Raw genomic sequence first — 21,023 nt, forward strand, 5'->3', positions numbered from 1 at the left:
GCTACTGCGCCTCCTTCTTCTCTGCTGCGGTGGTGGCTGTGGGGGCCTCCTCCTCGACGGCCGCGGCCTCCGCCTCCTGCGAGGCGTCGCTGGCGGCGGCGACGTCGGCCGGAGCACCGGTGAGGTCGGTGCCACGACCGGCGTCCGAGCCCTCGGGCGCGGTCCATCCGCGCTCGGTGGCGATGCCCAGGCCGACCAGGGACGGGGCACCGGCGGCGGGGCCCTCGTGGACCCGGCCGTCGGGGAAGCCCGCGAGGACCCGCTCGGCCTCGCGCCAGGTGCACAGGCGCGGACCGCGGGTCGAGGTGACCTCCTTGCCCGCGCGCAGGTCGTCGACCAGGGCGACCGCGGACTCGGGGGTCTGGTTGTCCATGAACTCCCAGTTGACCATCACGACCGGGGCGTAGTCGCAGGCCGCGTTGCACTCGATGTGCTCGAGGGTGATCTTGCCGTCCTCGCTGGTCTCGTCGTTGCCGACGTCGAGGTGCTCCTTGAGGCGGGAGAAGATCTCGTCCCCGCCCATGACCGCACACAGCGTGTTGGTGCAGACCCCGACGTGGTAGTCGCCGACGGGCCGGCGCTTGTACATCGTGTAGAAGGTCGCGACCCCGCTGACCTCGGCGGGGGTGATCTCGAGGATCTCCGCGCAGGCCTGGATCCCCTCGGGGGTGACCCGGCCCTCGGCCGACTGCACGAGGTGCAGCATCGGCAGCAGCCCCGAGCGGGCCTCGGGGTAGCGGCCGGCGATCTCGCGGAGCTCGCCGTAGGTCTTCTCGTCGAGTGCCATTACCGGTCAACGCCTCCCATGACGGGGTCGATCGAGGCGATGGCCACGATGACGTCGGCGACCTGGCCGCCCTCGCTCATGACGCTCGTCGCCTGCAGGTTGTGGAAGGACGGGTCGCGGAAGTGCACGCGGAAGGGTCGGGTGCCGCCGTCGGAGACGACGTGCGCACCGAGCTCGCCGCGCGGGGACTCCACCGGGACGTACGCCTGGCCGGCCGGGACCCGGAAGCCCTCGGTCACCAGCTTGAAGTGGTGGATCAGCGCCTCCATGGACTCGCCCATGATGTGCTTGATGTGGTCGAGGCTGTTGCCCATGCCGTCGGAGCCGATCGAGAGCTGGCTCGGCCAGCCGATCTTCTTGTCGGCCACCATGACCGGGGCGCCCTCGAGGCCCGCCAGCCGGTCGGCGGCCTGCTCGACGATGCGCAGCGACTCCCACATCTCGGCCAGGCGGACGCGGAAGCGGCCGTAGGCGTCCGCGGTGTCCCACGTCTGGACGTCGAACTCGTAGTCCTCGTAGCCCGAGTAGGGCTGGGTCTTGCGCAGGTCCCAGGGGTAGCCCGTCGCGCGCAGCACCGGGCCGGTGAGGCCCAGCGCCGTGCAGCCCTCGAGGTCGAGGTGGCCGACGCCCTCGAGGCGGGCCTTGAAGATCGGGTTGGCGTTGCAGAGCGCGGCGTACTCGGGGATGCGCTTCTTCATCAGGGCGACGAAGGAGCGGATCTCCTCCAGCGCGCCGACCGGGAGGTCCTGGGCCACGCCGCCGGGGCGGATGAACGCGTGGTTCATCCGCAGGCCGGTGATGAGCTCGAAGAGGTCCAGGACCAGCTCGCGCTCGCGGAAGCCCATCGTCATGACGGTCAGGGCGCCGATCTCCATGCCGCCGGTCGCGATGGCGACCAGGTGGGAGGAGATGCGGTTGAGCTCCATGAGCAGCACCCGCATGACCTGGGCCTTCTCGGGCACGTCGTCCTCGATGTCGAGCAGCCGCTCGACGCCCAGGACGTAGGTCGCCTCGTTGAAGAACGGGGAGAGGTAGTCCATCCGGGTGCAGAACGTCACGCCCTGTGTCCAGGTGCGGAACTCCATGTTCTTTTCGATGCCGGTGTGGAGGTAGCCGATGCCGCAGCGGGCCTCGGTGACCGTCTCGCCCTCTAGCTCGAGGATGAGCCGCAGCACCCCGTGGGTCGAGGGGTGCTGGGGACCCATGTTGACGACGACCCGCTCCTCGGCCTCCTCGGCGAGGCCCTGGCTGATCGCGTCCCAGTCCTGCCCGGTGACGGTGAAGACCCGTCCCTCGGTGGTCTCGTTGGTGCCGGCGTACGCGTCGGTGGTGCTCATCAGTTGTAGCTCCTGCGCTGGTCGGGCGGCGGGACCGAACCGCCCTTGTACTCCACGGGGATGCCGCCCAGCGGGTAGTCCTTGCGCTGGGGGTGGCCCGGCCAGTCGTCGGGCATGAGGATGCGCGTCAGTGCGGTGTGGCCGTCGAAGACCACGCCGTACATGTCCCAGGTCTCGCGCTCGTGCCAGTCGGCAGCGGGGTAGACGCCGGTGACCGAGGGGACGTGGGGGTCGGAGTCCGGCGCGGTGACCTCGAGCCGGATCCGGCGGTTCCAGGTCATCGAGCCGAGGTGGTAGACGACGTGGAGCTCGCGGCCGGTGTCCTCGGGGTAGTGCACGCCGCTGACGCCCGCGCAGAACTCGAAGCGCAGCGCCGGGTCGTCGCGGAGCACCTTGACGACGGCGACGAGGTCCTCGCGGCGCACGTGGAAGGTGATCTCGCCGCGGTGGACGACGACGTCCCCGAGGGCGTGCTCGACGCCCGCGGCGCGGGTGCCCGCCTCCAGGGCGTCGGCGACCTCGTCGAACCAGCCGCCGTAGGGGCGCTGGACGGGCGCCGGGAAGGTGACGGCGCTGACCAGGCCGCCGTAGCCGGAGGTGTCGCCGGTGCCGGAGACGCCGAACATGCCGGTGCGGACACCGACCTGGCCGACCTGGCCGGTGGGGGCCGGGACGTTCTCCGGGGACTGCTCGGGCGCGCGCTGCTCGGGGCTCTTGTCGTCGCTCATCGCAGCAGGCCCCGCATCTCGGAGGTGGGCAGGGCCTTGAGGGCGGAGTTCTCCAGCTCCTCGATCTGGGCGCGGCGGTTGGCGCCGAGCTTGGTGTCCTGGACCTGGTCGTGGAGCTTGAGGATGGCGTCGATGAGCATCTCCGGGCGCGGCGGGCAGCCGGGGAGGTACATGTCGACGGGCACGACGTGGTCGACGCCCTGGACGATGGCGTAGTTGTTGAACATGCCGCCGGAGCTGGCGCACACGCCCATCGCGAGCACCCACTTGGGCTCGGCCATCTGGTCGTAGATCTGGCGCAGGACGGGGGCCATCTTCTGGCTCACGCGGCCAGCGACGATCATCAGGTCGGCCTGGCGCGGGGAGGCGCGGAAGACCTCCATGCCGAAGCGGGCCAGGTCGTACTTCGGGCCGCCGGTGGTCATCATCTCGATGGCGCAGCAGGCCAGGCCGAACGTGGCGGGCCAGAACGACGCCTTGCGGAAGTAGCCGGCGACCCCCTCGACGGTGGTCAGCAGGACTCCGCTGGGGAGCTTCTCCTCAATTCCCATCAGATCATTCCTTCCTCGGGCGACGCTGAGGGTCGCGAGGTGCTGTGCATGCCAAGGCGGACGAGGGAAGGCGACCTTCGTGCGGAGCGCAGCGGAGCGGTCGCCGACCGAGGACAACGCAGGCAGGTGCAGTGCATCGCGATCCTCAGTCCCAGTCGAGACCGCCGCGTCGCCATTCGTAGGCGTAGGCGACGGTGAGGTTGAGAAGGAAGAGCGCGACGGCCACGAGGCCGAACCCGCCGAGGACGTCGAAGTGGACCGCCCAGGGGACGAGGAACATGATCTCGACGTCGAAGACGATGAAGGTCATCGCCACGGTGTAGTACTTCACGGGGAACCGACCGCCGCCGATCGGCTGCGGGGTCGGCTCGATGCCGCACTCGTAGGAGTCGAGCTTGGCGCGGTTGTAGCGCTTGGGGCCGGTCAGCGTGCTGACGGCGACCGAGAAGATCGCGAAGCCCGCCGCCAGCGCGGCGAGGAACAGGACCGGTGTGTAGAGCTCCATGTGCTCCGACTCTCCTCTCCGGCGCCGCCGCCTGCCGGGCTCTCGTGACCGGTCCGAGCCGGGCTCCGGGCCCGGCGCGTGACCTTGTGAACGGAATCACGAGGTGGCGCGCCCCACATCTTGCCACTCGGCTGGGCGGGCGACCACCGGGGGGTGGGTGAGGTGCGGACCGGCTCGGACGAGCCGCTGACCTGCGCATTTACCGCACAGGAGCGTTGCTTAATTCAGGGGGCCGACCTACGCGCGGGCGCGGTGGAGCGCGACGATGCCGCCGGTGAGGTTGCGCCACTCCACCCCGGCCCAGCCGGCCTCCTGCAGCAGCGCGGCGAGCCCGGCCTGGTCGGGCCAGGCGCGGATCGACTCCGCGAGGTAGACGTAGGCGTCGGGGCTGGAGGAGACCGCGCGGGCCACCGGGGGCAGGGCGCGCATGAGGTACTCGACGTACGCCGTGCGGAAGGGCGACCACGTGGGGTGACTGAACTCGCAGACCACCAGCCGGCCCCCCGGGCGGGTCACGCGGAGCATCTCGCGCAGCCCGGCGACCGGGTCGACGATGTTGCGCAGGCCGAAGGAGATCGTCACCGCGTCGAAGGTGTCGTCGGCGAAGGGCAGCCTCGTGCCGTCACCGGCGGTGAAGGGCAGGTGCGGGCGTGCCTGCTTGCCGACCTGGAGCATCCCGAGGGAGAAGTCGCAGGGGACGACGGTCGCGCCGCGGTCGTGGAACGGCACGCTGGAGGTGCCGGTGCCGGCCGCGAGGTCGAGGATCCGCTCCCCCGGGACCGGCGCGACCGCGTCGACGACCTCGGTGCGCCAGCGGCGGTCCATGCCCAGCGAGAGCACGTCGTTGGTGACGTCGTAGCGCTTGGCCACGGCGTCGAACATCCGACGGACGTCGGTCGGCTGCTTGTCGAGGTCTGCGCGGGCCACGGGTCGAAGACTAGGCGGTGGGTCCTGGCGCAGGACTCACGCCCACCCGAGGGCGTCGAGGAGCAGCGGCGCCCCGAAGAAGAGCAAGATCCCCAGGACGATCCAGCCGGCGCTGCGGGCCATCGCCGGCCGTTCCTCCGGCAGCACGGCCCGGGGCACGCTGCGGACGGCGGCGAGGACGGCCAGGCCGCCGAGCAGCATCGGCACGGGCACGACCGAGTGGTCGCCGTACAGGAAGCCGACGGCGAAGGCGCCCCCGGCCGACAGGAGCATGATCGTCGCGGCCACCGCCAGGGACGTGCGCCACCGGTCGTGCAGCGCGCGGTTGACCTCAGGATCCGTGATGCCCATGGCCGGCACCCTTCCCCGATCCGGGTCGCGGTGATCCTGCTCTCTCGATGCCCGACGCCCGCGGACCCGTGAGTAGGCTCGACCCGTGACGAGCGGAGGTGCCATCGGGGACGGGCTCGGGGCTCCCGCCCCTGCCCTGGTCGCCCGCACCGTCGCCATCGACCCCGCTCGGGTCGAGGACCTGCTCGCCCTGCTGCCCGCAGGCGAGGAGCCGGTCAGCTGGGTACGTCGTGGCGAGGGCCTGATCGGCTGGGGCCGCGCCGCCGAGCTGCGGACGTCCGGACCGGGACGCTTCGAGGACGCCTCCGACTGGTGGGGCTCGCTGACCGCGCGCGCCGTGGTGCGGGACGAGGTGGCCCAGCCCGGCACCGGGCTGGTGTCGTTCGGGACGTTCGCCTTCGCCGACGACCCCGGCGACTCCGTGCTGGTCGTGCCGGCCGTGGTGGTCGGCCGTCGCGGGGACCGGGCCTGGCTGACCACGGTCGGCCGCGGCCTGGAGCACCTCGAGCACCCGTTGGTCGCCGCGGAGGCGCCCGTCGCGCCGGCCGGGGTCACCTTCACCGACGGTTCCCTCGACGGCGAGGCGTGGATGGCGGTCGTCGCCGACGCGGTCGCCCGGATCGGGCGCGGTGACCTGGAGAAGGTCGTGCTGGCGCGCGACCTGGTCGCCACCGCCGAGTCCGACGTGGACGTGCGCTGGCCCCTGCGTCGCCTGGCTGCGTCGTACCCCATGTGCTGGACGTTCCACGTCGACGGCATGGTCGGGGCGACCCCCGAGATGCTGGTGCGCCGCGAGCGCGGGCTGGTCACCTCGCGGGTGCTGGCCGGCACGATCCGGCGCACGGGCGACGACGAGCGCGACCTGGCCCTGGCCGCGCACCTCGCACGGTCGTCGAAGGACCTCGAGGAGCACGAGTACGCCGTCCGCTCGGTCGCCGACGCGCTCGGCCCGCACTGCTCGTCGATGAACGTGCCCGAGGCGCCGTTCGTGCTGCACCTGCCGAACGTGATGCACCTGGCCACCGACGTCGCCGGCGTCGTGCAGGACACCCACTCCTCCCTCGACCTCGCCGCCGCGCTGCACCCCTCCGCCGCGGTCGGCGGCACGCCCACCGCGGACGCCGTCGCGCTGATCGCCGAGATCGAGCGGATGGACCGCGGCCGCTACGCCGGCCCGGTCGGCTGGATGGATGCCAGCGGGGACGGCGAGTGGGGCATCGCCCTGCGCTCGGCCGAGGTCACCGGCCCGACCGTGCGGCTCTTCGCCGGCTGCGGCATCGTCGCCGACTCCGACCCCGAGGCGGAGTTGGCCGAGGCGCAGGCGAAGTTCGTGCCCGTGCGCGACGCGCTGTCCTGACCCGCCGAGCCGTCACTTCCGCACCCTCGAGACGTCAGTTCCTGCTCCGGTGAGGGTCGGACGTGACGGTTCGGGGGTTCGTTCCTGACGGTTCGGCGGTGCGGGGGTGAGAGCTCGGCGGTGCGGGGGTGACGGCTCGGCCGGGACCGGGCGCGGCTACAGGTCGGCGCCGTCGGGCAGCCGGAGGTACTCCTGGCCGCGCGGCTCCAGGAAGGTCCGCAGGTGCCCGTCGGCCATGCCGAGGGCCAGCTCGGAGTAGACCTTGTCGTGGATCGCGAGCGTGCGCGGGGCGCCGACGGCCAGGGCGAAGTCGATCGCCTCGGAGATCTTCAGCCACGGCGCCGAGACCGGGGCCAGCAGCAGGTCGACGGGCCGGCCGGGGCCGTCGAGGGCGTCGCCGGGGTTGAACAGGGTCGTGCCGCCGACGTCGAGGAGGTAGCCCGAGTTGTGCACCCGGTCGTAGTCGGGGTGGATCACCGCGTGGTGCTCGTTGACCACCTCGACCTCGATGCCCCCGGCGGCGAAGGTGTCGCCGGGTCGCACCCGCTCGACCCGCTCGGCCAGGTCCGGCGCCTGCGCGGCGATCGCGTCCGCGACCTCGCCGATGGTCCGGACCGGCGCGTCGGCGCGGCGCAGTTGCTCGGGGGTCCAGTGGTCGGCGTGGACGTGAGTCACGAGCACCAGGTCGGCCCCGTCGACGGCCTCGGGTGCCGTGAACGCACCCGGGTCGATGACGACGGTCGTGCCCTCGTGCTCGACACGGACGCAGGCGTGGCCGAACTTGGTCAGGCGCATGGGCCCCACGGTAAACGGCTGGGTGCGGAGCAGTGGCGTGCGCCAGGATGCGGCCCGTGCGCGAGGTGGTGCTGTCCGGCCTGGTCACCGGCTGGGCCATCGCCGTCCCCGTCGGCGCGGTCGCCGCGCTGCTGGTGACCCTGACGGCGCGCACGTCGTGGCGGGTCGGCGCGTCGGCGGCGCTGGGCGTGGCCACCGTCGACGGCGTGTACGCCGCGGTCGCGGTCGTCTCGGGGGCGGCACTGGCCCAGCTGCTGGCCCCGGTGGCGACCGGGCTGCGGATCGCCTCGGGCCTCGTCCTCCTCGCGCTCGCCGCGCTCACCGCGATCCACGCCTGGTCGCGCCGGTCGGCCCCGACGCAGGAGGGGCAGGCGGTGGGTCCGCTGCCGGCGTACGCGATGTTCGTGGGGGTGACGGCGGTCAACCCGGCGACGGTCGTCTACTTCGCGGCCGTCGTGCTCGGCAACCGCGACCTGGTCGACGGGGCGCTGGAGGGCAGCGTCTTCGTGCTGGCGGCGTTCGCGGCCTCGGCGTCGTGGCAGCTCTTCCTGGTCGCGGCCGGGTCAGGGCTGGGCCGCGCGGTCACCGGGCCGCGCGGTCGCCTGGTCACGGGGCTGCTCGCCGCCGGGGTGATCGCCGGGCTGGCGCTGCACACGATGCTGGGGTGAGGTCCCGACCGCCGGTCGGCACCAGGTCGGAGGAGGGCTCGTGACAGGGACGATCGGGATCACAGGGGTCACCGGGGCGGTGGGCGGCGAGGTGGTGCGCCTGCTCGGGGGCGCCGACATGCGGCTGGACCTGCGGCTGCTGGCCCGCGACCCCGCTCGGGCCCCCGCGGTGGACACCGACGTGCGGCGCTGCGACTACGCCGACCCCGCGGGCGCCCGCGAGGCATTGCGCGGGGTCGAGGTGCTGCTCATGGTCTCGGGCTCGGAGTCGGCCGACCGGCGGGCGCAGCACCGGTCCTTCGTGGCCGCCGCCGCCGACGCCGGGGTGCGGCACGTCGTCTACACGAGCTTCCAGGGGGCGGCACCCGACGCGACCTTCACCCTGGCCCGCGACCACCACGACACCGAGCAGGCACTGGCGGCCTCCGGGATGGCGGTGACGCTGCTGCGCGACTCCTTCTACCTCGACGTGCTGCCGTACTTCGCGGACTCCTTCGGGGTGCTGCGGGGACCGGCGGGCGCGGGCCGGGTCGCGGCCGTGGCCCGCGCCGACGTCGCCGCGGTCGCCGCCTCCGTGCTGCGCGCGCCGACGGAGCACGCGGGTCGGACCTACGAGCTCACGGGACCGGAGGCGCTGACCCTCGCCGAGGTCGCGGAGCGCGCCGGCCGGGTGCTGGGCAGGGACCTGGTCTTCGCCGACGAGACCGAGCAGGAGGCGTGGGACTCCCGGCGGGCGGCGTACCCCGAGGCGGAGGAGTGGCAGCTGGCCGCCTGGGTCAGCACCTACCTGGCGATCCGCGACGGCTCGTGCGCCCGGGTCACCGACGACGTGGAGCGGGTCCTCGGCCGGGCGCCGCTGCGGCTCGAGGACGTGCTCGGGGGCTGAGGGACGGGTCGCGCGCAACCTCGCGACGGGTCAGGGGCGGAGGGCGCGGATGCGGGCGTCGAGGTCGCGGCGGTTGTCGCGGCGCACCCGGACCTCGACGACCTCGAGGCCGCCGTTCGGGGAGGCGAGGGCCTGGTGGAGCTCGGGGAGCGACTCCACGCGCCAGTGCGGGGTGCGGGTGGCGGCGCAGAGGGCCGCGAGGTCGACGTGGTGAGGGGTGCCGAAGACCCGCTCGAAGCGGTCGGCGTGCGCGGGGTCGCCCTGCTCGAGCCCGGCGAAGATCGAGCCGCCGTCGTCGTTGACCACGACGATCGTCAGGTCGGGGCGCGGCTCGTCGGGCCCGAGGACCAGGCCGTTGGCGTCGTGCAGGAACGTCACGTCGCCCACGAGCGCGATCGCCCGGGAGGACCAGGGGCGGGCGAGCGCGGCACCGATCGCGGTGGAGACCACGCCGTCGATCCCGGCGAGACCGCGGTTGGCGAGCACCTTGCGGCGGTCGCCGACGGCCCACCCGGCGACCATGAGGTCGAGGTCGCGGACCGGGTTGGAGGGACCAACCACCAGCAGCCCACCAGGAGGTACGGCGGCAGCGACCGCCCCTGCGACCTCGTGCGGGGTCAGGTCCGGCTCGTCGGCCAGCAGCCGGTCGAGCTGGGCGGAGACGGAGCGGTCGGCGGTGCGCCACTCCTCCAGCCAGGCGGGGTCACCGGCCTGCTGCTCGGGGTGCGGCTCGCCCCAGACCAGCTCTCGGTCGACCCGGAACGGCCGCGCGGCCCAGACGCCGGGGGTGGGTGCCGAGAGCACCTCGACGTCCTCGCGCGAGAGCAGCGCCTGGACGGGCCGCGACAACGTGGGGTGGCCCATGACCACGACCCGCTCGACCCGGTCGGCGAGGTCGGTGGCGAGGAGCAGGCGGTAGGTGCGCACCGGGTGGGTGCCGGTGCGGCAGCCGGCGCTGGGCTCGGCCAGCAGCGGCCACCCGGCGCGCTCGGCGAGGACCCGAGCGGGCGGGCCTGCGTCGTCCCCAGCGACGACCACGGTGCGCGGCCCGGGGTCGAGCAGGTCGAGGTGGCGTCCGCGCCAGGCATGCTGGACCCGCGGCGGGTCCTCGACCGCAGGCAGGTCGCTCCACGCTCGCGCCGGGACGAGCGGGTCGTCGAACCGGACGTTGAGGTGCAGCAGCCCGTCCAGCAGCGGCACCTCCTCCCCCGGTCCGAGGTCGTGGTGGGGCACCAGCGGGCCGAAGACCCCCGCCTGGTCGGTGGTCTGGTTGGCGCCGGTCCCGCGCAGCCGGGCCGGCCGGTCGGCGGTCACGGCTAACAGCGGGACCCCGGCGTGGGCGGCCTCGAGCATCGCCGGGTGGAGGTTGGCCACGGCGGTGCCGGAGGTGCAGGTGACCGCGGCGCGGGCGCCGTTCTTGGTCAGGCCCAGGGCCAGGAAGCCGGCGGAGCGCTCGTCGACCCGGGTGTGCAGCCGCAGCAGGCCGGCCTGGGCGGCGTCCCAGAGGGCGAAGGAGAGCGGGGCGTTGCGCGACCCGGGTGCCACGACGACGTCGCGGACCCCGGCGTCGAGCAGTGCGGTGACCACGGCCCGGGCGGTGGCGGTGCTGGGCTCGGGCTGCTGGGGGGCGGGGGTCACGAGCGGCGATCCTGCCGCAGCGCCCGCACCGCGGCCAGCCGCGCCTCCCAGTGCGCGACCCGGTCAGGTGCGGCGGCCAGCCGGTCGAGGGCCGCGGGCACGACGACCGGTCGGCCCACGGACAGCGACCCGTCGACCGGGAGCAGCTGTTCCTCGACGACGTCGTCGGTCAGCAGCGACACGGTGGCCAGGCCGCAGGCGTGCTGCAGATCGGGGAGCGCAGCGGCCAGCGCCACCCCGGCCGCGATGCCGACGGAGGACTCCAACGCCGAGGACACGACGACCGGCAGCCCTATGTCCTCCGCGATCCGCAGGCACGCCCGCACCCCGCCCAGCGGCTGCACCTTGAGCACGGCCACGTCGGCGGCCTCGAGGTCGCGCACGAGGTAGGGGTCCGCGGCCCGCCGGATGGACTCGTCGGCGGCGACGGGCACGTGCTGCCGACGGCGTACGACGGCGAGGTCGGTGACCTCGGCGCACGGCTGCTCGACGTACTCCAGCCCGCCGGCCGCGCGGTCGAGGACCGGCAGCCTCCGCAGCGCGGTGTCGACGTCCCACAGGCCGTTGACGTCGATCCGCACCGCGCCGTCGGGGCCCAGCGCGTCGCGGACCGCCTCGAGCCGGGCCTCGTCCTCGGCCTCGACCTGCCCGGGCTCGGCGACCTTGACCTTGGCGGTGCGGCAACCGGACGCGGCGACCAGCGCGTGCGCCTGCTCGGCGCCGACGGCCGGCACCGTGGTGTTGACCGGGACCGAGCTCCGCAGCGGGTCGGGCCAGTCACCGGCTGCCGCCTCCTCGGCGCAGCGCAGCCAGGGCTCGGCGACCTCGGGCGGGTACTCCAGGAAGGGGCTCCACTCCCCCCACCCCCCAGGGCCCTCGACCAGTGCGACCTCGCGGACGGTGATCCCGCGGAAGCGGGTGCGCATCGGGATCGACACGATCCTCACGTCGGATCCCCCGCCAGCGCGACCAGCGCGACCCGGTCGGGCTTGCCGTTGGCGAGCAGCGGGATCTCGGGCACCGCGAGCACCTGGCGCGGCGCCCACGAGCGCGGCCGCTGCTCGGCCACCCAGTCGCGCAGCTCCTGCGTCGACGGCACCCGGCCGGGCGCCCGCGCGACGACGAAGGCGACCAGCCGGCGGCCCCACTCCTCGTCGGGCACGCCGAGCACCTCGGCGGCGAGCAGGTCGGGGTGCTCGCGCAGCCGGGCCGCGACGGCCGGCCCCGGCACGTTGACGCCGCCGGTCACCACCACGTCGTCGACCCGGCCGAGCACCTGCAGCCGCCCGTCGTCGTCGAGCCGGCCGGCGTCGGCGGTGTGGAACCACCCGTCGACCAGGACCTCGGCGGTGAGCGCCGGGTCGCCGTCGTACCCGCTGAAGAGCGTGGGCCCGGCCAGCCGGATCCGTCCCGAGGGCCCGAGCGCGACGGCGACCCCGTCGAGCGGGTGCCCGTCGTAGACGCAGCCGCCCGCGGTCTCGGCCGCGCCGTACGTCGCCACGACCCGCACCCCGGCCGCCTCGGCCCGCGCCCGGAGCCCAGGGTCGACGGGCCCGCCGCCGAGCAGGACGGTGTGGAAGGTGCGCAGCGCCCAGACGTCGTCGGGGGTGCTGTGCGCGGTCCGGCCGCCGTCGGGGTCACCGCCGAGCATCCGGTGCAGCTGGGTCGGGACGAGCGAGGTGAACCGGTCGGCGGTCGGGTGCGCGCGCATCAGCGCGGCCGTCGCCTCGGCGAACGAGCCGTGCTCCTCGGCCAGCACCGGCACGTGCCCGGCGAGCCAGGAGCGGGCCACGACCTGGGCGCCGGCGACGTACGTCGCGGGCAGGGTCAGCAGCCAGGCGCCCTCCGCCCCGAGGCGAGACCGGCTGGCGCGCACCGAGGCCAGCACCGCATCCCGGCCCAGCACGACCCGCTTGGGCCGCCCGGTCGAGCCGGAGGTGGAGATGACGAGCGGCTCGTCGTCGTCGCGCTCCAACCAGCCGGTGAGGGCGCGGACGGCCTCGGCCGTGCTGCCCGTGAGGTCCATGGCCCCGAGCCTATGAGGTGCGTGTTGAATGGCCCCTCGTGGCGACTCCTGGACAGTGGCTGGCCGGCTCGCGGCCCCGGACCCTCCCTGCTGCGGTCTCCCCCGTGCTCGCGGGGACCGCGGTGGCAGCGCACGTCGCCGAGCCCGTCTGGTGGCGGGCGGTCCTGGCCCTGGTCGTGAGCCTGGCCCTCCAGGTGGGCGTCAACTACGCCAACGACTACTCCGACGGCGTCCGCGGCACCGACGACGACCGGGTCGGCCCGATGCGGCTGGTCGGCTCCGGCGCGGCGAGCGCGTCCGCGGTGAAGCGGGCGGCGTTCCTCTCCTTCGGTGTCGCCGCGGTCGCGGGGCTGGCGCTCGCGGCGGCCACCGCCTGGTGGCTGGTCGCGGTCGGTGCCGTGTGCGTGGCGGCCGCCTGGTTCTACACCGGTGGCTCGCGCCCCTACGGCTACCTCGGCCTCGGCGAGGTCATGGTCTTTGTCTTCTTCGGCCTGGTGGCGGTCGTCGGCACGACCTACGTCCAGACCCGCACCTGGGAGGTCGCAGCCCTGTGGGCGGCCGTCGGCATCGGGTCCCTGGCGTGCGCGATCCTGGTCGTCAACAACCTGCGCGACATCCCCACCGACACCCTGGCCGGCAAGCGCACCCTCGCGGTGCTGCTCGGCGACCGCGCCACCCGGGGCCTGTACGCCGGGCTCGTGGCCGCCGCCGGGGCGGCCGTGGTCGGGCTGGCCGTCACCACGAGCGGCTGGGCCCTGCTGGGGCTCGGCTTCGTGCTGCCGGCGCTGCCGGGCCTGCGGACCGTCCTGGGCGGCGCCACGGGGCCCGCGCTGGTGCCGGTGCTCCAGTCGACCGGGGTGGCCCAGCTGGTCTGGGCCGTGCTGTCCGGCGTACCGCTGTTCCTCGTCTGAGCCCAGATCCACCGATCCTCGCCTGCTACGCGACACCATCCGGGCTCCCTGGCTGCGTTGCCGACGCTCGACGGGCATCCAGCAGGCCTTCGCGACGGGCGCCTTGCCAGCGCACCCGCCTGGTGCCGCTCGCGACGGCGATCATCGGTGGATTCTCAATGACTTTGTCAAGCCGTTGCAGGCAGTTCCTTCCGCGCTGGCGGGGCGACCTCGAAGGGTCGGTTTTCACGAAGCAGCGCCCATAGGACGTCGACGCGGCGACGCGCCAGACAGATGAGTGCTTGGACGTGTTTGTGGCCCTCACTGCGCTTCTTCAGGTAGTAGTCGCGGTTGGGTCCCTCGCGCATCATCGCCGATTGCGCGGACAGGTAGAACACGCGGCGCAGCTTGCGGGAGTAGCGCACCGGGCGGTGCAGGTTCCCGGTCCGTCGACCCGAGTCCTTCGGGACCGGTACCAAGCCAGCGGCCGACGCGAGCCGGCCGGCGTTGGCATAGCCGTTGAGGTCACCGGCTGCGGCGATGAGCTCGGCTCCCAAGATCGGACCCATGCCGGGCAGGGACTCGATGATCGCGGCCTGAGGATGGGCGCGGAAGGTGGTCGTCACGCGTTGATCGAGGTCCTTGATCCGGTCGTCGATCGCCAGCAGCTGAGCGGCCAGATCTGCCACGATGGTGGCGGCCACGTCCTGCCCCGGAACGACCGTGTGCTGGGCCCCGGCCGCATCCAGCGCAGCAGCCGCGACCTGGTCGGCGCTGCGGACCTTCCGCTTGACCAGCCAGCCCTGCAGCCGGGACTGGCCGATCCGACGGATCGCGGCCGGGGTCTGGTAGCCGGTCAGCAGGACCAGCGCGCCGCGACTGTGGGCGTAGTCGAAAGCCCGCTCCAGTGCGGGGAAGTAGCCGCTGAGCACGTCGCGGAGCCGGTTGATCAGCCGGACCCGGTCAGCGACCAGATCGGTGCGGTGGGTGACCAGCAGCCGCAGCTCGGTCACCAGCGTCGCGGCAACCTCGACCTCGGTCAGATCGCCGCGTTGGCGAACGGTCTCGGCGATGACGTAGGCGTCACGGGCATCGGTCTTGGCCTCACCGCGGTAGGTGTCGGCCATCTTGTTCGCGACCCGGCCGGGTACGTACTTGACCGTCTCGTCATGCGCCGCGAGCAGCGCCAGCAGCAGCCCGGACATCGTGCCGGTCACGTCCACTGCCCAGGTCACCTGCTCGGCGCGAGAACAGACCTCGCCGATCGCCTCCAGAATCGTGGTCTCATCGTTGATGACCTTGTTTGACCACAGGGTCGTCCCATCCTCGGCGATCAGGCACACCCAGTGGTGACCCTTGCCGACGTCGACTCCTGCCCAGCCTTGCGGGACTGGCTTCATTCCCATCGCTCCCCTCGAACCGTTCGACTCCATCGTCGGCCCGAAGAGCTCCTCGCTGGCGGATCCGTAAACAGCGACCAGAACGCGCATCTCAATCAGCAGCCAAGGCGCCCCAGGAGAAGCCGGGCGGCCAATCCACCGGAGCCACCAGCAAGGCGATCAAGGCTCAGCCACACCCGACCCTCCCGGGCCAGCCAAGAACTTACGGATCTGGGCTGAGCCGGGGCGGAGCGGCCTGTCGGGGCTTCCGGGTCAGGCGCCCTCCTCCTCGCGGTCCTCCTTCGCGCGCATCTCCTCGAAGCGGCTCGTGGCCGCGCGCGCCCGGGCGTCCACCCGCTGGGCGAGCGCCTCGCGGGGGCCGTTGAGCAGGAAGTAGGAGCCGACGCCGCTGACGACCAGGGCGATCACGAAGGCCCACAGCAGGTTGGCCTCGCCGGCCAGGGGCACCCAGATCCCGAGGACGATGCCGAGGGCGGCGACGAAGAGCAGGATGCGCAGACCGGTGTAGACGACGAACTCCTTCACGGGCTCCAGGGTAGTCGAGCCCCGGCGGTCGCCCCCACGCGTGCGCACGCGGTGGGCCGGTCCGGGCGGCGGCTACGGTGCCGCCACGACCGCGGTGGCCCTCACCGGGCGCGACCTACAGTGGAGGCGTGCTCAAGATCCTGCTCGTGGTCGCGCTGGTCGCGGTGGCGGTCTACCTCGTCGTACGGGCCTCCCAGGGCGGCGCGTCGGCTCTGGGCAGGTCCGTCGGCAAGCGTGGCCCGAAGCGGCCGCCCAAGCCGCCGCGGCCGCGGATGATCGCACCCGACGACGACGAGGATTTCCTGCGCGACCTCGACCGGCGCAAACCGCACGGCGGGGAGGAGGACGGTCCCGCAGGCTCCTAGCCCGCGGCCTCGCCCACCACTCCCCCTGCGCCTGCGCCCGTGCTCCCGGCCGACCTCCCGGAAGGCGCGTCACCCGGTACGCCCGGCCGTGCGGACGTCCTCGGTCACACCGCCGCGGGGAGACGGACCCTGAAGCTGCTCCCGACCCCGTCGGGACCGTCTCCGACGCTGATCTCGCCGCCGTGGCGCTGCACGATGGTGCGGCAGATAGACAGACCCATCCCGGTGCCGCCGAGCCCGGTGCCGGGCACCCGCTCGAAGCGCTGGAAGACCTGCTCGCGCATGCCGGCCGGGATGCCGATGCCGTTGTCGGTGACGGTCACGTCGACGACGCCGCCGACCTGGGTCCCGCGCACGACGACGTGCGGATCCACACCGGCAGGCACGAACTTCACCGCGTTCCCGACCAGGTTGTCCACGAGGTGCTGCAGCATCGGCGCGTCCCCGCTCACCTTCGGCAGCTCGTGCACCTCCACCCAGCGGCGTACGTCGCGGGCCTCGGCGACCTCCTCCACGACCGACGCCAGGTCGACCGGTGCCCGCTGCAGCTCCCGGTCGCGGGAGGTGGCGTGCAGCAGGAGGTTGGCCACCATCCGGTCCAGCCGCTGCGCACCGTGGTGCAGGCGCGCCAGCAGGGCGGCCACCTCCACGGGGTCGGCGGGTGGGGTGGACAGCAGTGCGTCGAGTGCGGTCTCCGACCAACCGACCATCGCCGAGATCGGACCCCGCACGTCGTGCGCGACCACCCCCGCGAAGGCCGACAGCGCGTCGACCTGCTCACGCTCGTCGGTCACATCGCGCAGCACCAGCACGGTGCAGCCCGCCTCCGCACCGCCATCCTGCCCCTGTCCCCTGCCGGCTGTCGGACCGACGGCCAACCGACTGGCGGTGACCGACAGCGTCCGAGGTCCCTGCGCGGTCACGACCGGGAGGTCGACAGGTCCCCGCTCGCCGGCGGCGGCCGCCCGCCAGACCTCGGCGAGCAGCGGCGGGACGGGGGTGGAGGCCGCGACACCCAGCTCCTCGCGGGCGACCCGGTTGGCCTCCAGGACCAGCCCGGACGCCGAGACGACGACGAGCCCGTCGCTCAGGGCGTCGACGGGGCTGGTCGGGTCGGGTTCGCGGGGCGGCATGGTCCTCCTCGCCCTCCCCGTTCGGCCGGCCCGGGCCCGGCTGTAGGAGTCGCAGCCCCTGGTCTGGTCACACCCGGCGCCCCGCCACGCCCTCACGGACGCCAACGGCCGGCCACCGAGGTGGCCGGCCGCTGGTCGGGAGGAGCGCTGCTGGGAGCCCAGCCCGGGTCAGTCGACGACGGGGACCTCCGCCGGCGCGATCACCGCTGCGTCGGCGTAGGAGTGCATCGAGGAGGTGGAGAAGTAGTTGATGCCGATGAAGTTGAACCACAGGGTCGCCATCCCGACGAGGGCGAGGATCGCGGCGTTGCGGCCCTTCCAGCCGGCGGTGGCGCGGGCGTGGAGGTAGGCGGCGTACACGACCCAGGTGATGAAGGCCCAGACCTCCTTGGGGTCCCACGACCAGTAGGACGCCCACGCCTCGTGCGCCCAGATCGGCCCGGTGATGAGCACGGCGAAGGTCCACACGGGGAAGGCGAAGGCGTGCATCCGGTAGGACACCCGGTCCAGCACGGCCGTGGAGGGCACGCGGGCGAGGTAGCCCGTCGTGGTGGCCGTCCCGCGACGCTCGGCGCGGTCCTTGAGCAGGAACAGCGACGAGGCGATGCCGCCGAGGGTGAAGGCACCGGTGGCGATGATCGCGGAGACGACGTGGATCACGAGCCAGTAGGAGTTCAGCGCCTCGCGCAGGGGGCCGACGGGCTGGTAGAGCCAGATGACGGCGACCATCAGCAGCGCCAGGACCACGCCGACCACGATGGGGGCCATCCACGCCAGACCGAAGCGCTTGCGCGTGGCGAGGTAGAGCGCCGCGACGACGAAGGTGCCCGAGATCGTGAACTCGTACATGTTGCCCCAGGGCACGCGGGCCGGCTCGGCAGCCATGCCCCGGGCGACCAGCGCGACCAGGTGGACCGCGGCGGCGAGCACCGTGAGCAGCAGACCGAGGCGAGCCGACATCGCGACCCGCTCCGTGGTGCGCTCGTCGGGGGTCGCGGAGGGCGGCGGGTCGAGCGGCGCCCCGGCGCCCACGGCGACCGGCTCGCGCGCTTCGGCTGTGGCCTCCACGGGCACCTTGCGCAGCAGCGACCACTCGGCGAGGTGGGCGAGCAGTGCGAGGAAGTAGACCACGCCGGCAGCGGCGATGGCCTGGTTGGAGAGCGCCTCCTAGGCGGTCTGCGTCATCGGTCCTCCTGTGTGGGGTGGAGCGCCTCCACGATAGCCAGGCGCAGGTCGTCGACCACGGCGGCGGTGTCGCCACCACCCGAGCGGTCCAGGGCGGCGAGGTCGACGCGCGTGCCGCCGTCCTCGCCGTCGGGCGCGGCTGCGACGCGCAGCCACACGCGTCGGGGCCGGATGAACAGGGAGCCGCACAGACCCACCAGGGCCAGCACGACACCGCCCAGGGCGATGCCCTTGCCGGGCGTCTGGCTGACCTGGACCCGGACCCACGGGGTGACGGACTCGAACGTGACCGAGCCCAGCCCGTCGGGCAGCTCGACGGTGTCGCCGACGGCGAGGTCCAGCCGCAGCGGGCGGCCGTCCTCGCGCTCGAGCTGGGTCGCGTCCTCCTTGTCGAGGATGTAGACCGACTGGGACTCACCGTCCTCCAGGCCGAGGTCGCCGGTGTAGACGTTGACCGAGACGACCGGGTTCTGGTCGTCGCCCATGACGTTGAAGGGTTCGCCGTCGAGGCTGGCGAAGAAGGGGTAGAAGAACCCCTCCAGCCCGATCGCCTGCGGCTCGGCGGCCAGTGCCTTGACGACGCCGAAGGAGAAGAAGCTGGCGTCCTGGGGCAGGAAGACCGTCGGACCGGAGTAGGCGACCTCGCCGTCGCCGCCGCGCACCGTGATGACCGGCGCGTAGCCGTGGCCGACGAGGAAGACCTCGCTGTCGCCGATCCGCAGCGGGTGGTTGACCCGCAGGTCGTAGGTGCGGTACTGCTCGCCGGGGGCGGTGCGGTACGTCAGACCGGCCTCGAAGCCCTGCGCCTGCCCCTGGCCCGGCCCCTCGGTGAGCCACTCGACGTCGAAGCGGTCGACGTCGAAGGAGAAGGGCTCCATCTCGTCGGCGGTGAACAGCGATCCGGGGACGAAGTCGTCGTACTGGGTGAGGTTGTTGGAGAAGCCCTGGCCCTCCAGCAGGATCACGCCACCCTTGTAGCCGAGCAGCCCGCCCATGGCGAAGCCCACCAGCACCACGATCACCGAGAGGTGGAAGAGCAGGTTGCCGGCCTCGCGGAGGTAGCCGCGCTCGGCGGAGACCGTCAGCTCCTCGCCGTCCTGTGCGGGGCGCAGGCGGTAGCGGCGACGGCGCAGCTCGGCGCGGGCGGTCTCGAGCACCTGCTCCGGCGTCGCCGCGACGACGTACGACGTGTGGTCGGGCAGCCGGTCGAGGTGGCGGGGCGCCCGGGGCGGGACCGCGCGGGCCGCGCGCCAGTAGTGCTTGGTGCGCGGCAGGATGCAGCCGACCAGGCTGACCATGAGCAGGACGTAGACGGCCGCGAACCACGCCGAGCCGTAGACGTCGAAGAGCCCGAGCCGCTCGTAGATCGGCGTGAGGGTCTCGTGCTGCTCCTTCCACTGCCGCGCGCCGAAGGAGTCGACGCTCTCCTGCGGGATGATCGAGCCGGGCACCGCGGCGAGCGCGAGGAGCAGCAGCAGCACGAGGGCCGTGCGCATCGAGGTCAGCTGGCGCCAGACGTAGCGGCCCAGCTCACGGGCATCGAGCTCGCCGGCGCGGCGGGACCCGGGGTCGGGGGCCGCGGCGGGGCGTTGCTGCTGGTCGGTGCTCACACGGCCACCTCGAAGTCGCTGACGAGCTGGATCTGGATCCAGGTCACGGCCTGGTCCCACAGCCCCGTCACGAGCAGCACGCCGACCAGGACGAGCATGCCGCCCCCGGTGCGGGTCACCCACTGCTGGTGCCGGCGCACGAAGGCCACGGCGGTGAGGGCGCGGCGCCAGGCGAACCCCGCGAGCACGAACGGCACGCCGAGGCCCAGGGAGTAGAACGCGAGCAGCAGCGCGGCGCGACCGGCCGTGCCCTCGTCGTACCCCAGTCCGAGGATGACGCCCAGGGTCGGGCCGATGCAGGGGGTCCAGCCGAGGCCGAAGAGGAACCCGAGCACCGGGGCGGCGGCCAGGCCGACGGCCGGCACCTTGTGGATGCGCAGGTCGCGCTGGAGCCACGGGAGGGCCTTGGCGAAGACGCCGATGAAGGCCAGGCCGAGCACGATCGAGAAGATCCCGAGCCCGACGTCGAGGGCCTGCTTGTTGACCAGCAGCCAGGTGCGCATGCCGCCGACGGCCGCACCCAGGATGACGAAGACGACGGTGAACCCGAGCACGAAGAGCACCGATCCGGCGACCATCCGGCCGCGGCGCACCTCGCCGGAGGCGAGGTCGGCGCCCGACAGGCCCGTGGCGTAGGAGAGGTAGCCCGGCAGCAGCGGCAGCACGCACGGGGAGAAGAAGGAGACCAGCCCGGCGAGCACGGCCACCGGTACGGCCAGCACCAGCGACCCGGACAGGGTCGTGGCCTCGAGCCACTCACCCATCGGTGCTCCCGGAGGCGTCCTCGGAGGTGGCCGTGGCGGGCGGCGGCGCCGGTGGGCCACCGGCGTCCTCGACCAGGTCGGTGAGGGTGGTGCGGCTCGGGATCTCGCCGTTGATCAGCGAGACCACGACACCGTCCTCGTCCAGGACCAGGGTGGTCGGGGTCGCGCGTGGCGCCGTGCGGCCGGTGAAGGCCAGCAGGGCGTTGCCGTTGGGGTCGTAGATCGAGGGGTAGTCGACGTCGCGGTCGATCTCGAACGCGTGGGCGTTGGCGGCGCTGGTGTCCTGGATGTTGATGCCGAGGAAGTCCACGTCGCCGTCGTAGGCGTCGTAGAGCTCGGTGAGCATCGGCATCTCCTTGATGCACGGCCCGCAGCCGCTCCACCAGACGTTCACCACGGTGACCGTCCCGGGCGTGAAGGTGTACTCCTCGCCCGTGGTCGTCTCGCCGCCGAGCTCGACCGGCGGCTGGCGGTCCTCGGCGTCGAACTCGACGACGCCGCCGTTGCCGGGGACGTAGTCGAGCTCGCCGGTGCCGACGAGGTCGGAGCAGCCGGCCAGCAGCAGCGAGGCAGGGAGCAGGACGGCGGCGAGCAG

23 protein-coding genes are annotated in these 21,023 nt (G+C 73.3%); 5 read left to right on the plus strand and 18 right to left on the minus strand.

The genetic code is table 11. The annotated features are described in order from the left end of the window. Position 1: 1 nt before the first annotated feature. The 7 genes from nuoE to Q1V71_RS11505 form a co-directional block, all read right to left on the minus strand. Positions 2-787 (minus strand): NADH-quinone oxidoreductase subunit NuoE, encoded by a 786-nt coding sequence (gene nuoE / locus Q1V71_RS11475; protein ID WP_300643949.1) that lies wholly within the window; start codon positions 785-787, stop codon positions 2-4. Then, a complete protein-coding gene (locus Q1V71_RS11480; protein WP_300643951.1) occupies positions 787-2,124 on the minus strand; it encodes an NADH-quinone oxidoreductase subunit D in 1,338 nt (445 codons plus the stop codon). The genes nuoE and Q1V71_RS11480 overlap by 1 nt, the downstream gene beginning before the upstream one ends. Beyond that, entirely contained in the window at positions 2,124-2,852 is a 729-nt protein-coding gene (locus Q1V71_RS11485; RefSeq protein ID WP_300643952.1) for an NADH-quinone oxidoreductase subunit C, read from the minus strand. The genes Q1V71_RS11480 and Q1V71_RS11485 overlap by 1 nt, the downstream gene beginning before the upstream one ends. After that, entirely contained in the window at positions 2,849-3,403 is a 555-nt protein-coding gene (locus tag Q1V71_RS11490) for an NADH-quinone oxidoreductase subunit B family protein (protein ID WP_300643953.1), read from the minus strand. The genes Q1V71_RS11485 and Q1V71_RS11490 overlap by 4 nt, the downstream gene beginning before the upstream one ends. Before the next feature lie 145 nt (positions 3,404-3,548). Next, positions 3,549-3,908 (minus strand): NADH-quinone oxidoreductase subunit A, encoded by a 360-nt coding sequence (locus Q1V71_RS11495; RefSeq protein ID WP_300643954.1) that lies wholly within the window; start codon positions 3,906-3,908, stop codon positions 3,549-3,551. Between the two features lie 237 nt (positions 3,909-4,145). Beyond that, entirely contained in the window at positions 4,146-4,835 is a 690-nt protein-coding gene (locus Q1V71_RS11500) for a demethylmenaquinone methyltransferase (RefSeq protein WP_300643955.1), read from the minus strand. Positions 4,836-4,871: 36 nt separating this feature from the next. Next, positions 4,872-5,186, minus strand: coding sequence for a hypothetical protein (locus Q1V71_RS11505; protein ID WP_300643956.1), 315 nt, complete (start codon positions 5,184-5,186; stop codon positions 4,872-4,874). Between the two features lie 85 nt (positions 5,187-5,271). On the opposite strand from Q1V71_RS11505, the gene Q1V71_RS11510 reads away from it, so the two are divergent. Next, positions 5,272-6,543, plus strand: coding sequence for an isochorismate synthase MenF (locus tag Q1V71_RS11510; protein WP_300643957.1), 1,272 nt, complete (start codon positions 5,272-5,274; stop codon positions 6,541-6,543). A gap of 156 nt (positions 6,544-6,699) precedes the next feature. On the opposite strand, the gene Q1V71_RS11515 is transcribed toward Q1V71_RS11510, so the two are convergent. Further along, a complete protein-coding gene (locus tag Q1V71_RS11515; protein WP_300643958.1) occupies positions 6,700-7,338 on the minus strand; it encodes an MBL fold metallo-hydrolase in 639 nt (212 codons plus the stop codon). A gap of 56 nt (positions 7,339-7,394) precedes the next feature. On the opposite strand from Q1V71_RS11515, the gene Q1V71_RS11520 reads away from it, so the two are divergent. Both Q1V71_RS11520 and Q1V71_RS11525 read left to right on the plus strand, forming a co-directional pair. Continuing rightward, positions 7,395-8,006 (plus strand): LysE family transporter, encoded by a 612-nt coding sequence (locus Q1V71_RS11520; RefSeq protein WP_300643959.1) that lies wholly within the window; start codon positions 7,395-7,397, stop codon positions 8,004-8,006. A gap of 40 nt (positions 8,007-8,046) precedes the next feature. Then, entirely contained in the window at positions 8,047-8,892 is an 846-nt protein-coding gene (locus Q1V71_RS11525; RefSeq protein ID WP_300643960.1) for an NAD(P)H-binding protein, read from the plus strand. A 30-nt stretch (positions 8,893-8,922) separates the two neighbouring features. On the opposite strand, the gene menD is transcribed toward Q1V71_RS11525, so the two are convergent. Genes menD through Q1V71_RS11540 form a run of 3 tightly spaced genes read right to left on the minus strand, consistent with a single transcriptional unit; the run spans position 8,923 to position 12,556 of the window. Next, positions 8,923-10,530: a 2-succinyl-5-enolpyruvyl-6-hydroxy-3-cyclohexene-1-carboxylic-acid synthase gene (gene menD / locus Q1V71_RS11530; protein WP_300643961.1), complete on the minus strand. Its 1,608-nt coding sequence runs from the start codon at positions 10,528-10,530 to the stop codon at positions 8,923-8,925. After that, on the minus strand, positions 10,527-11,477 hold the full coding sequence (locus Q1V71_RS11535) for an o-succinylbenzoate synthase (RefSeq protein ID WP_300643962.1): 951 nt from the start codon (positions 11,475-11,477) through the stop codon (positions 10,527-10,529). Before Q1V71_RS11535 ends, menD begins: the two co-directional genes overlap by 4 nt. After that, complete coding sequence (locus tag Q1V71_RS11540; RefSeq protein ID WP_300643963.1) at positions 11,474-12,556, minus strand: AMP-binding protein; 1,083 nt, start codon at positions 12,554-12,556, stop codon at positions 11,474-11,476. The genes Q1V71_RS11535 and Q1V71_RS11540 overlap by 4 nt, the downstream gene beginning before the upstream one ends. A gap of 38 nt (positions 12,557-12,594) precedes the next feature. Between Q1V71_RS11540 and Q1V71_RS11545 the strand changes: the two genes are divergently transcribed. Beyond that, positions 12,595-13,467, plus strand: a complete 873-nt coding sequence (locus tag Q1V71_RS11545) for a 1,4-dihydroxy-2-naphthoate polyprenyltransferase (RefSeq protein WP_300643964.1) — start codon at positions 12,595-12,597, stop codon at positions 13,465-13,467. A gap of 167 nt (positions 13,468-13,634) precedes the next feature. Here Q1V71_RS11545 and Q1V71_RS11550 read toward each other — a convergent pair whose 3' ends face one another. Then, entirely contained in the window at positions 13,635-14,846 is a 1,212-nt protein-coding gene (locus Q1V71_RS11550; RefSeq protein WP_300644050.1) for an IS110 family transposase, read from the minus strand. Positions 14,847-15,098: 252 nt separating this feature from the next. Continuing rightward, positions 15,099-15,371 carry a DUF4229 domain-containing protein gene (locus Q1V71_RS11555; RefSeq protein WP_300643965.1) on the minus strand — a complete coding sequence of 91 codons (273 nt, stop codon included), beginning with the start codon at positions 15,369-15,371 and terminating at the stop codon, positions 15,099-15,101. Between the two features lie 128 nt (positions 15,372-15,499). Here Q1V71_RS11555 and Q1V71_RS11560 point away from each other — a divergent pair, with 128 nt between their 5' ends. Continuing rightward, positions 15,500-15,736, plus strand: a complete 237-nt coding sequence (locus tag Q1V71_RS11560; RefSeq protein WP_300643966.1) for a hypothetical protein — start codon at positions 15,500-15,502, stop codon at positions 15,734-15,736. Positions 15,737-15,840: 104 nt separating this feature from the next. Here the strand turns inward: Q1V71_RS11560 and Q1V71_RS11565 are convergent, their stop codons facing one another. The 5 genes from Q1V71_RS11565 to Q1V71_RS11585 form a co-directional block, all read right to left on the minus strand. Continuing rightward, on the minus strand, positions 15,841-16,869 hold the full coding sequence (locus Q1V71_RS11565; RefSeq protein WP_300643967.1) for a sensor histidine kinase KdpD: 1,029 nt from the start codon (positions 16,867-16,869) through the stop codon (positions 15,841-15,843). Positions 16,870-17,037: 168 nt separating this feature from the next. Beyond that, entirely contained in the window at positions 17,038-18,000 is a 963-nt protein-coding gene (gene ccsB, locus Q1V71_RS11570) for a c-type cytochrome biogenesis protein CcsB (protein ID WP_367280139.1), read from the minus strand. Between the two features lie 50 nt (positions 18,001-18,050). Continuing rightward, the gene (locus Q1V71_RS11575) at positions 18,051-19,664 is read right to left on the minus strand and encodes a cytochrome c biogenesis protein ResB (protein WP_300643968.1); all 1,614 of its coding nucleotides are present in this window, start codon (positions 19,662-19,664) and stop codon (positions 18,051-18,053) included. Further along, positions 19,661-20,428 (minus strand): cytochrome c biogenesis CcdA family protein, encoded by a 768-nt coding sequence (locus tag Q1V71_RS11580; RefSeq protein WP_300643969.1) that lies wholly within the window; start codon positions 20,426-20,428, stop codon positions 19,661-19,663. The genes Q1V71_RS11575 and Q1V71_RS11580 overlap by 4 nt, the downstream gene beginning before the upstream one ends. Next, positions 20,421-21,023: a TlpA family protein disulfide reductase gene (locus Q1V71_RS11585; protein ID WP_367280140.1), complete on the minus strand. Its 603-nt coding sequence runs from the start codon at positions 21,021-21,023 to the stop codon at positions 20,421-20,423. The genes Q1V71_RS11580 and Q1V71_RS11585 overlap by 8 nt, the downstream gene beginning before the upstream one ends.

The organism is Nocardioides sp., from assembly GCF_030149505.1.
Classification (GTDB): domain Bacteria; phylum Actinomycetota; class Actinomycetes; order Propionibacteriales; family Nocardioidaceae; genus Nocardioides.

Coding starts and splice junctions, on each gene's coding strand:
- Q1V71_RS11505 (WP_300643956.1), bottom strand. CDS start 5,186: ATGGGCATCACGGATCCTGAGGTCAACCGCGCGCTGCACGACCGGTGG.
- Q1V71_RS11480 (WP_300643951.1), bottom strand. CDS start 2,124: ATGAGCACCACCGACGCGTACGCCGGCACCAACGAGACCACCGAGGGA.
- Q1V71_RS11580 (WP_300643969.1), bottom strand. CDS start 20,428: ATGGGTGAGTGGCTCGAGGCCACGACCCTGTCCGGGTCGCTGGTGCTG.
- Q1V71_RS11515 (WP_300643958.1), bottom strand. CDS start 7,338: ATGCGCCTGACCAAGTTCGGCCACGCCTGCGTCCGTGTCGAGCACGAG.
- Q1V71_RS11540 (WP_300643963.1), bottom strand. CDS start 12,556: ATGGACCTCACGGGCAGCACGGCCGAGGCCGTCCGCGCCCTCACCGGC.
- Q1V71_RS11495 (WP_300643954.1), bottom strand. CDS start 3,908: ATGGAGCTCTACACACCGGTCCTGTTCCTCGCCGCGCTGGCGGCGGGC.
- Q1V71_RS11490 (WP_300643953.1), bottom strand. CDS start 3,403: ATGGGAATTGAGGAGAAGCTCCCCAGCGGAGTCCTGCTGACCACCGTC.
- Q1V71_RS11565 (WP_300643967.1), bottom strand. CDS start 16,869: ATGCCGCCCCGCGAACCCGACCCGACCAGCCCCGTCGACGCCCTGAGC.
- nuoE (WP_300643949.1), bottom strand. CDS start 787: ATGGCACTCGACGAGAAGACCTACGGCGAGCTCCGCGAGATCGCCGGC.
- Q1V71_RS11550 (WP_300644050.1), bottom strand. CDS start 14,846: ATGAAGCCAGTCCCGCAAGGCTGGGCAGGAGTCGACGTCGGCAAGGGT.
- Q1V71_RS11485 (WP_300643952.1), bottom strand. CDS start 2,852: ATGAGCGACGACAAGAGCCCCGAGCAGCGCGCGCCCGAGCAGTCCCCG.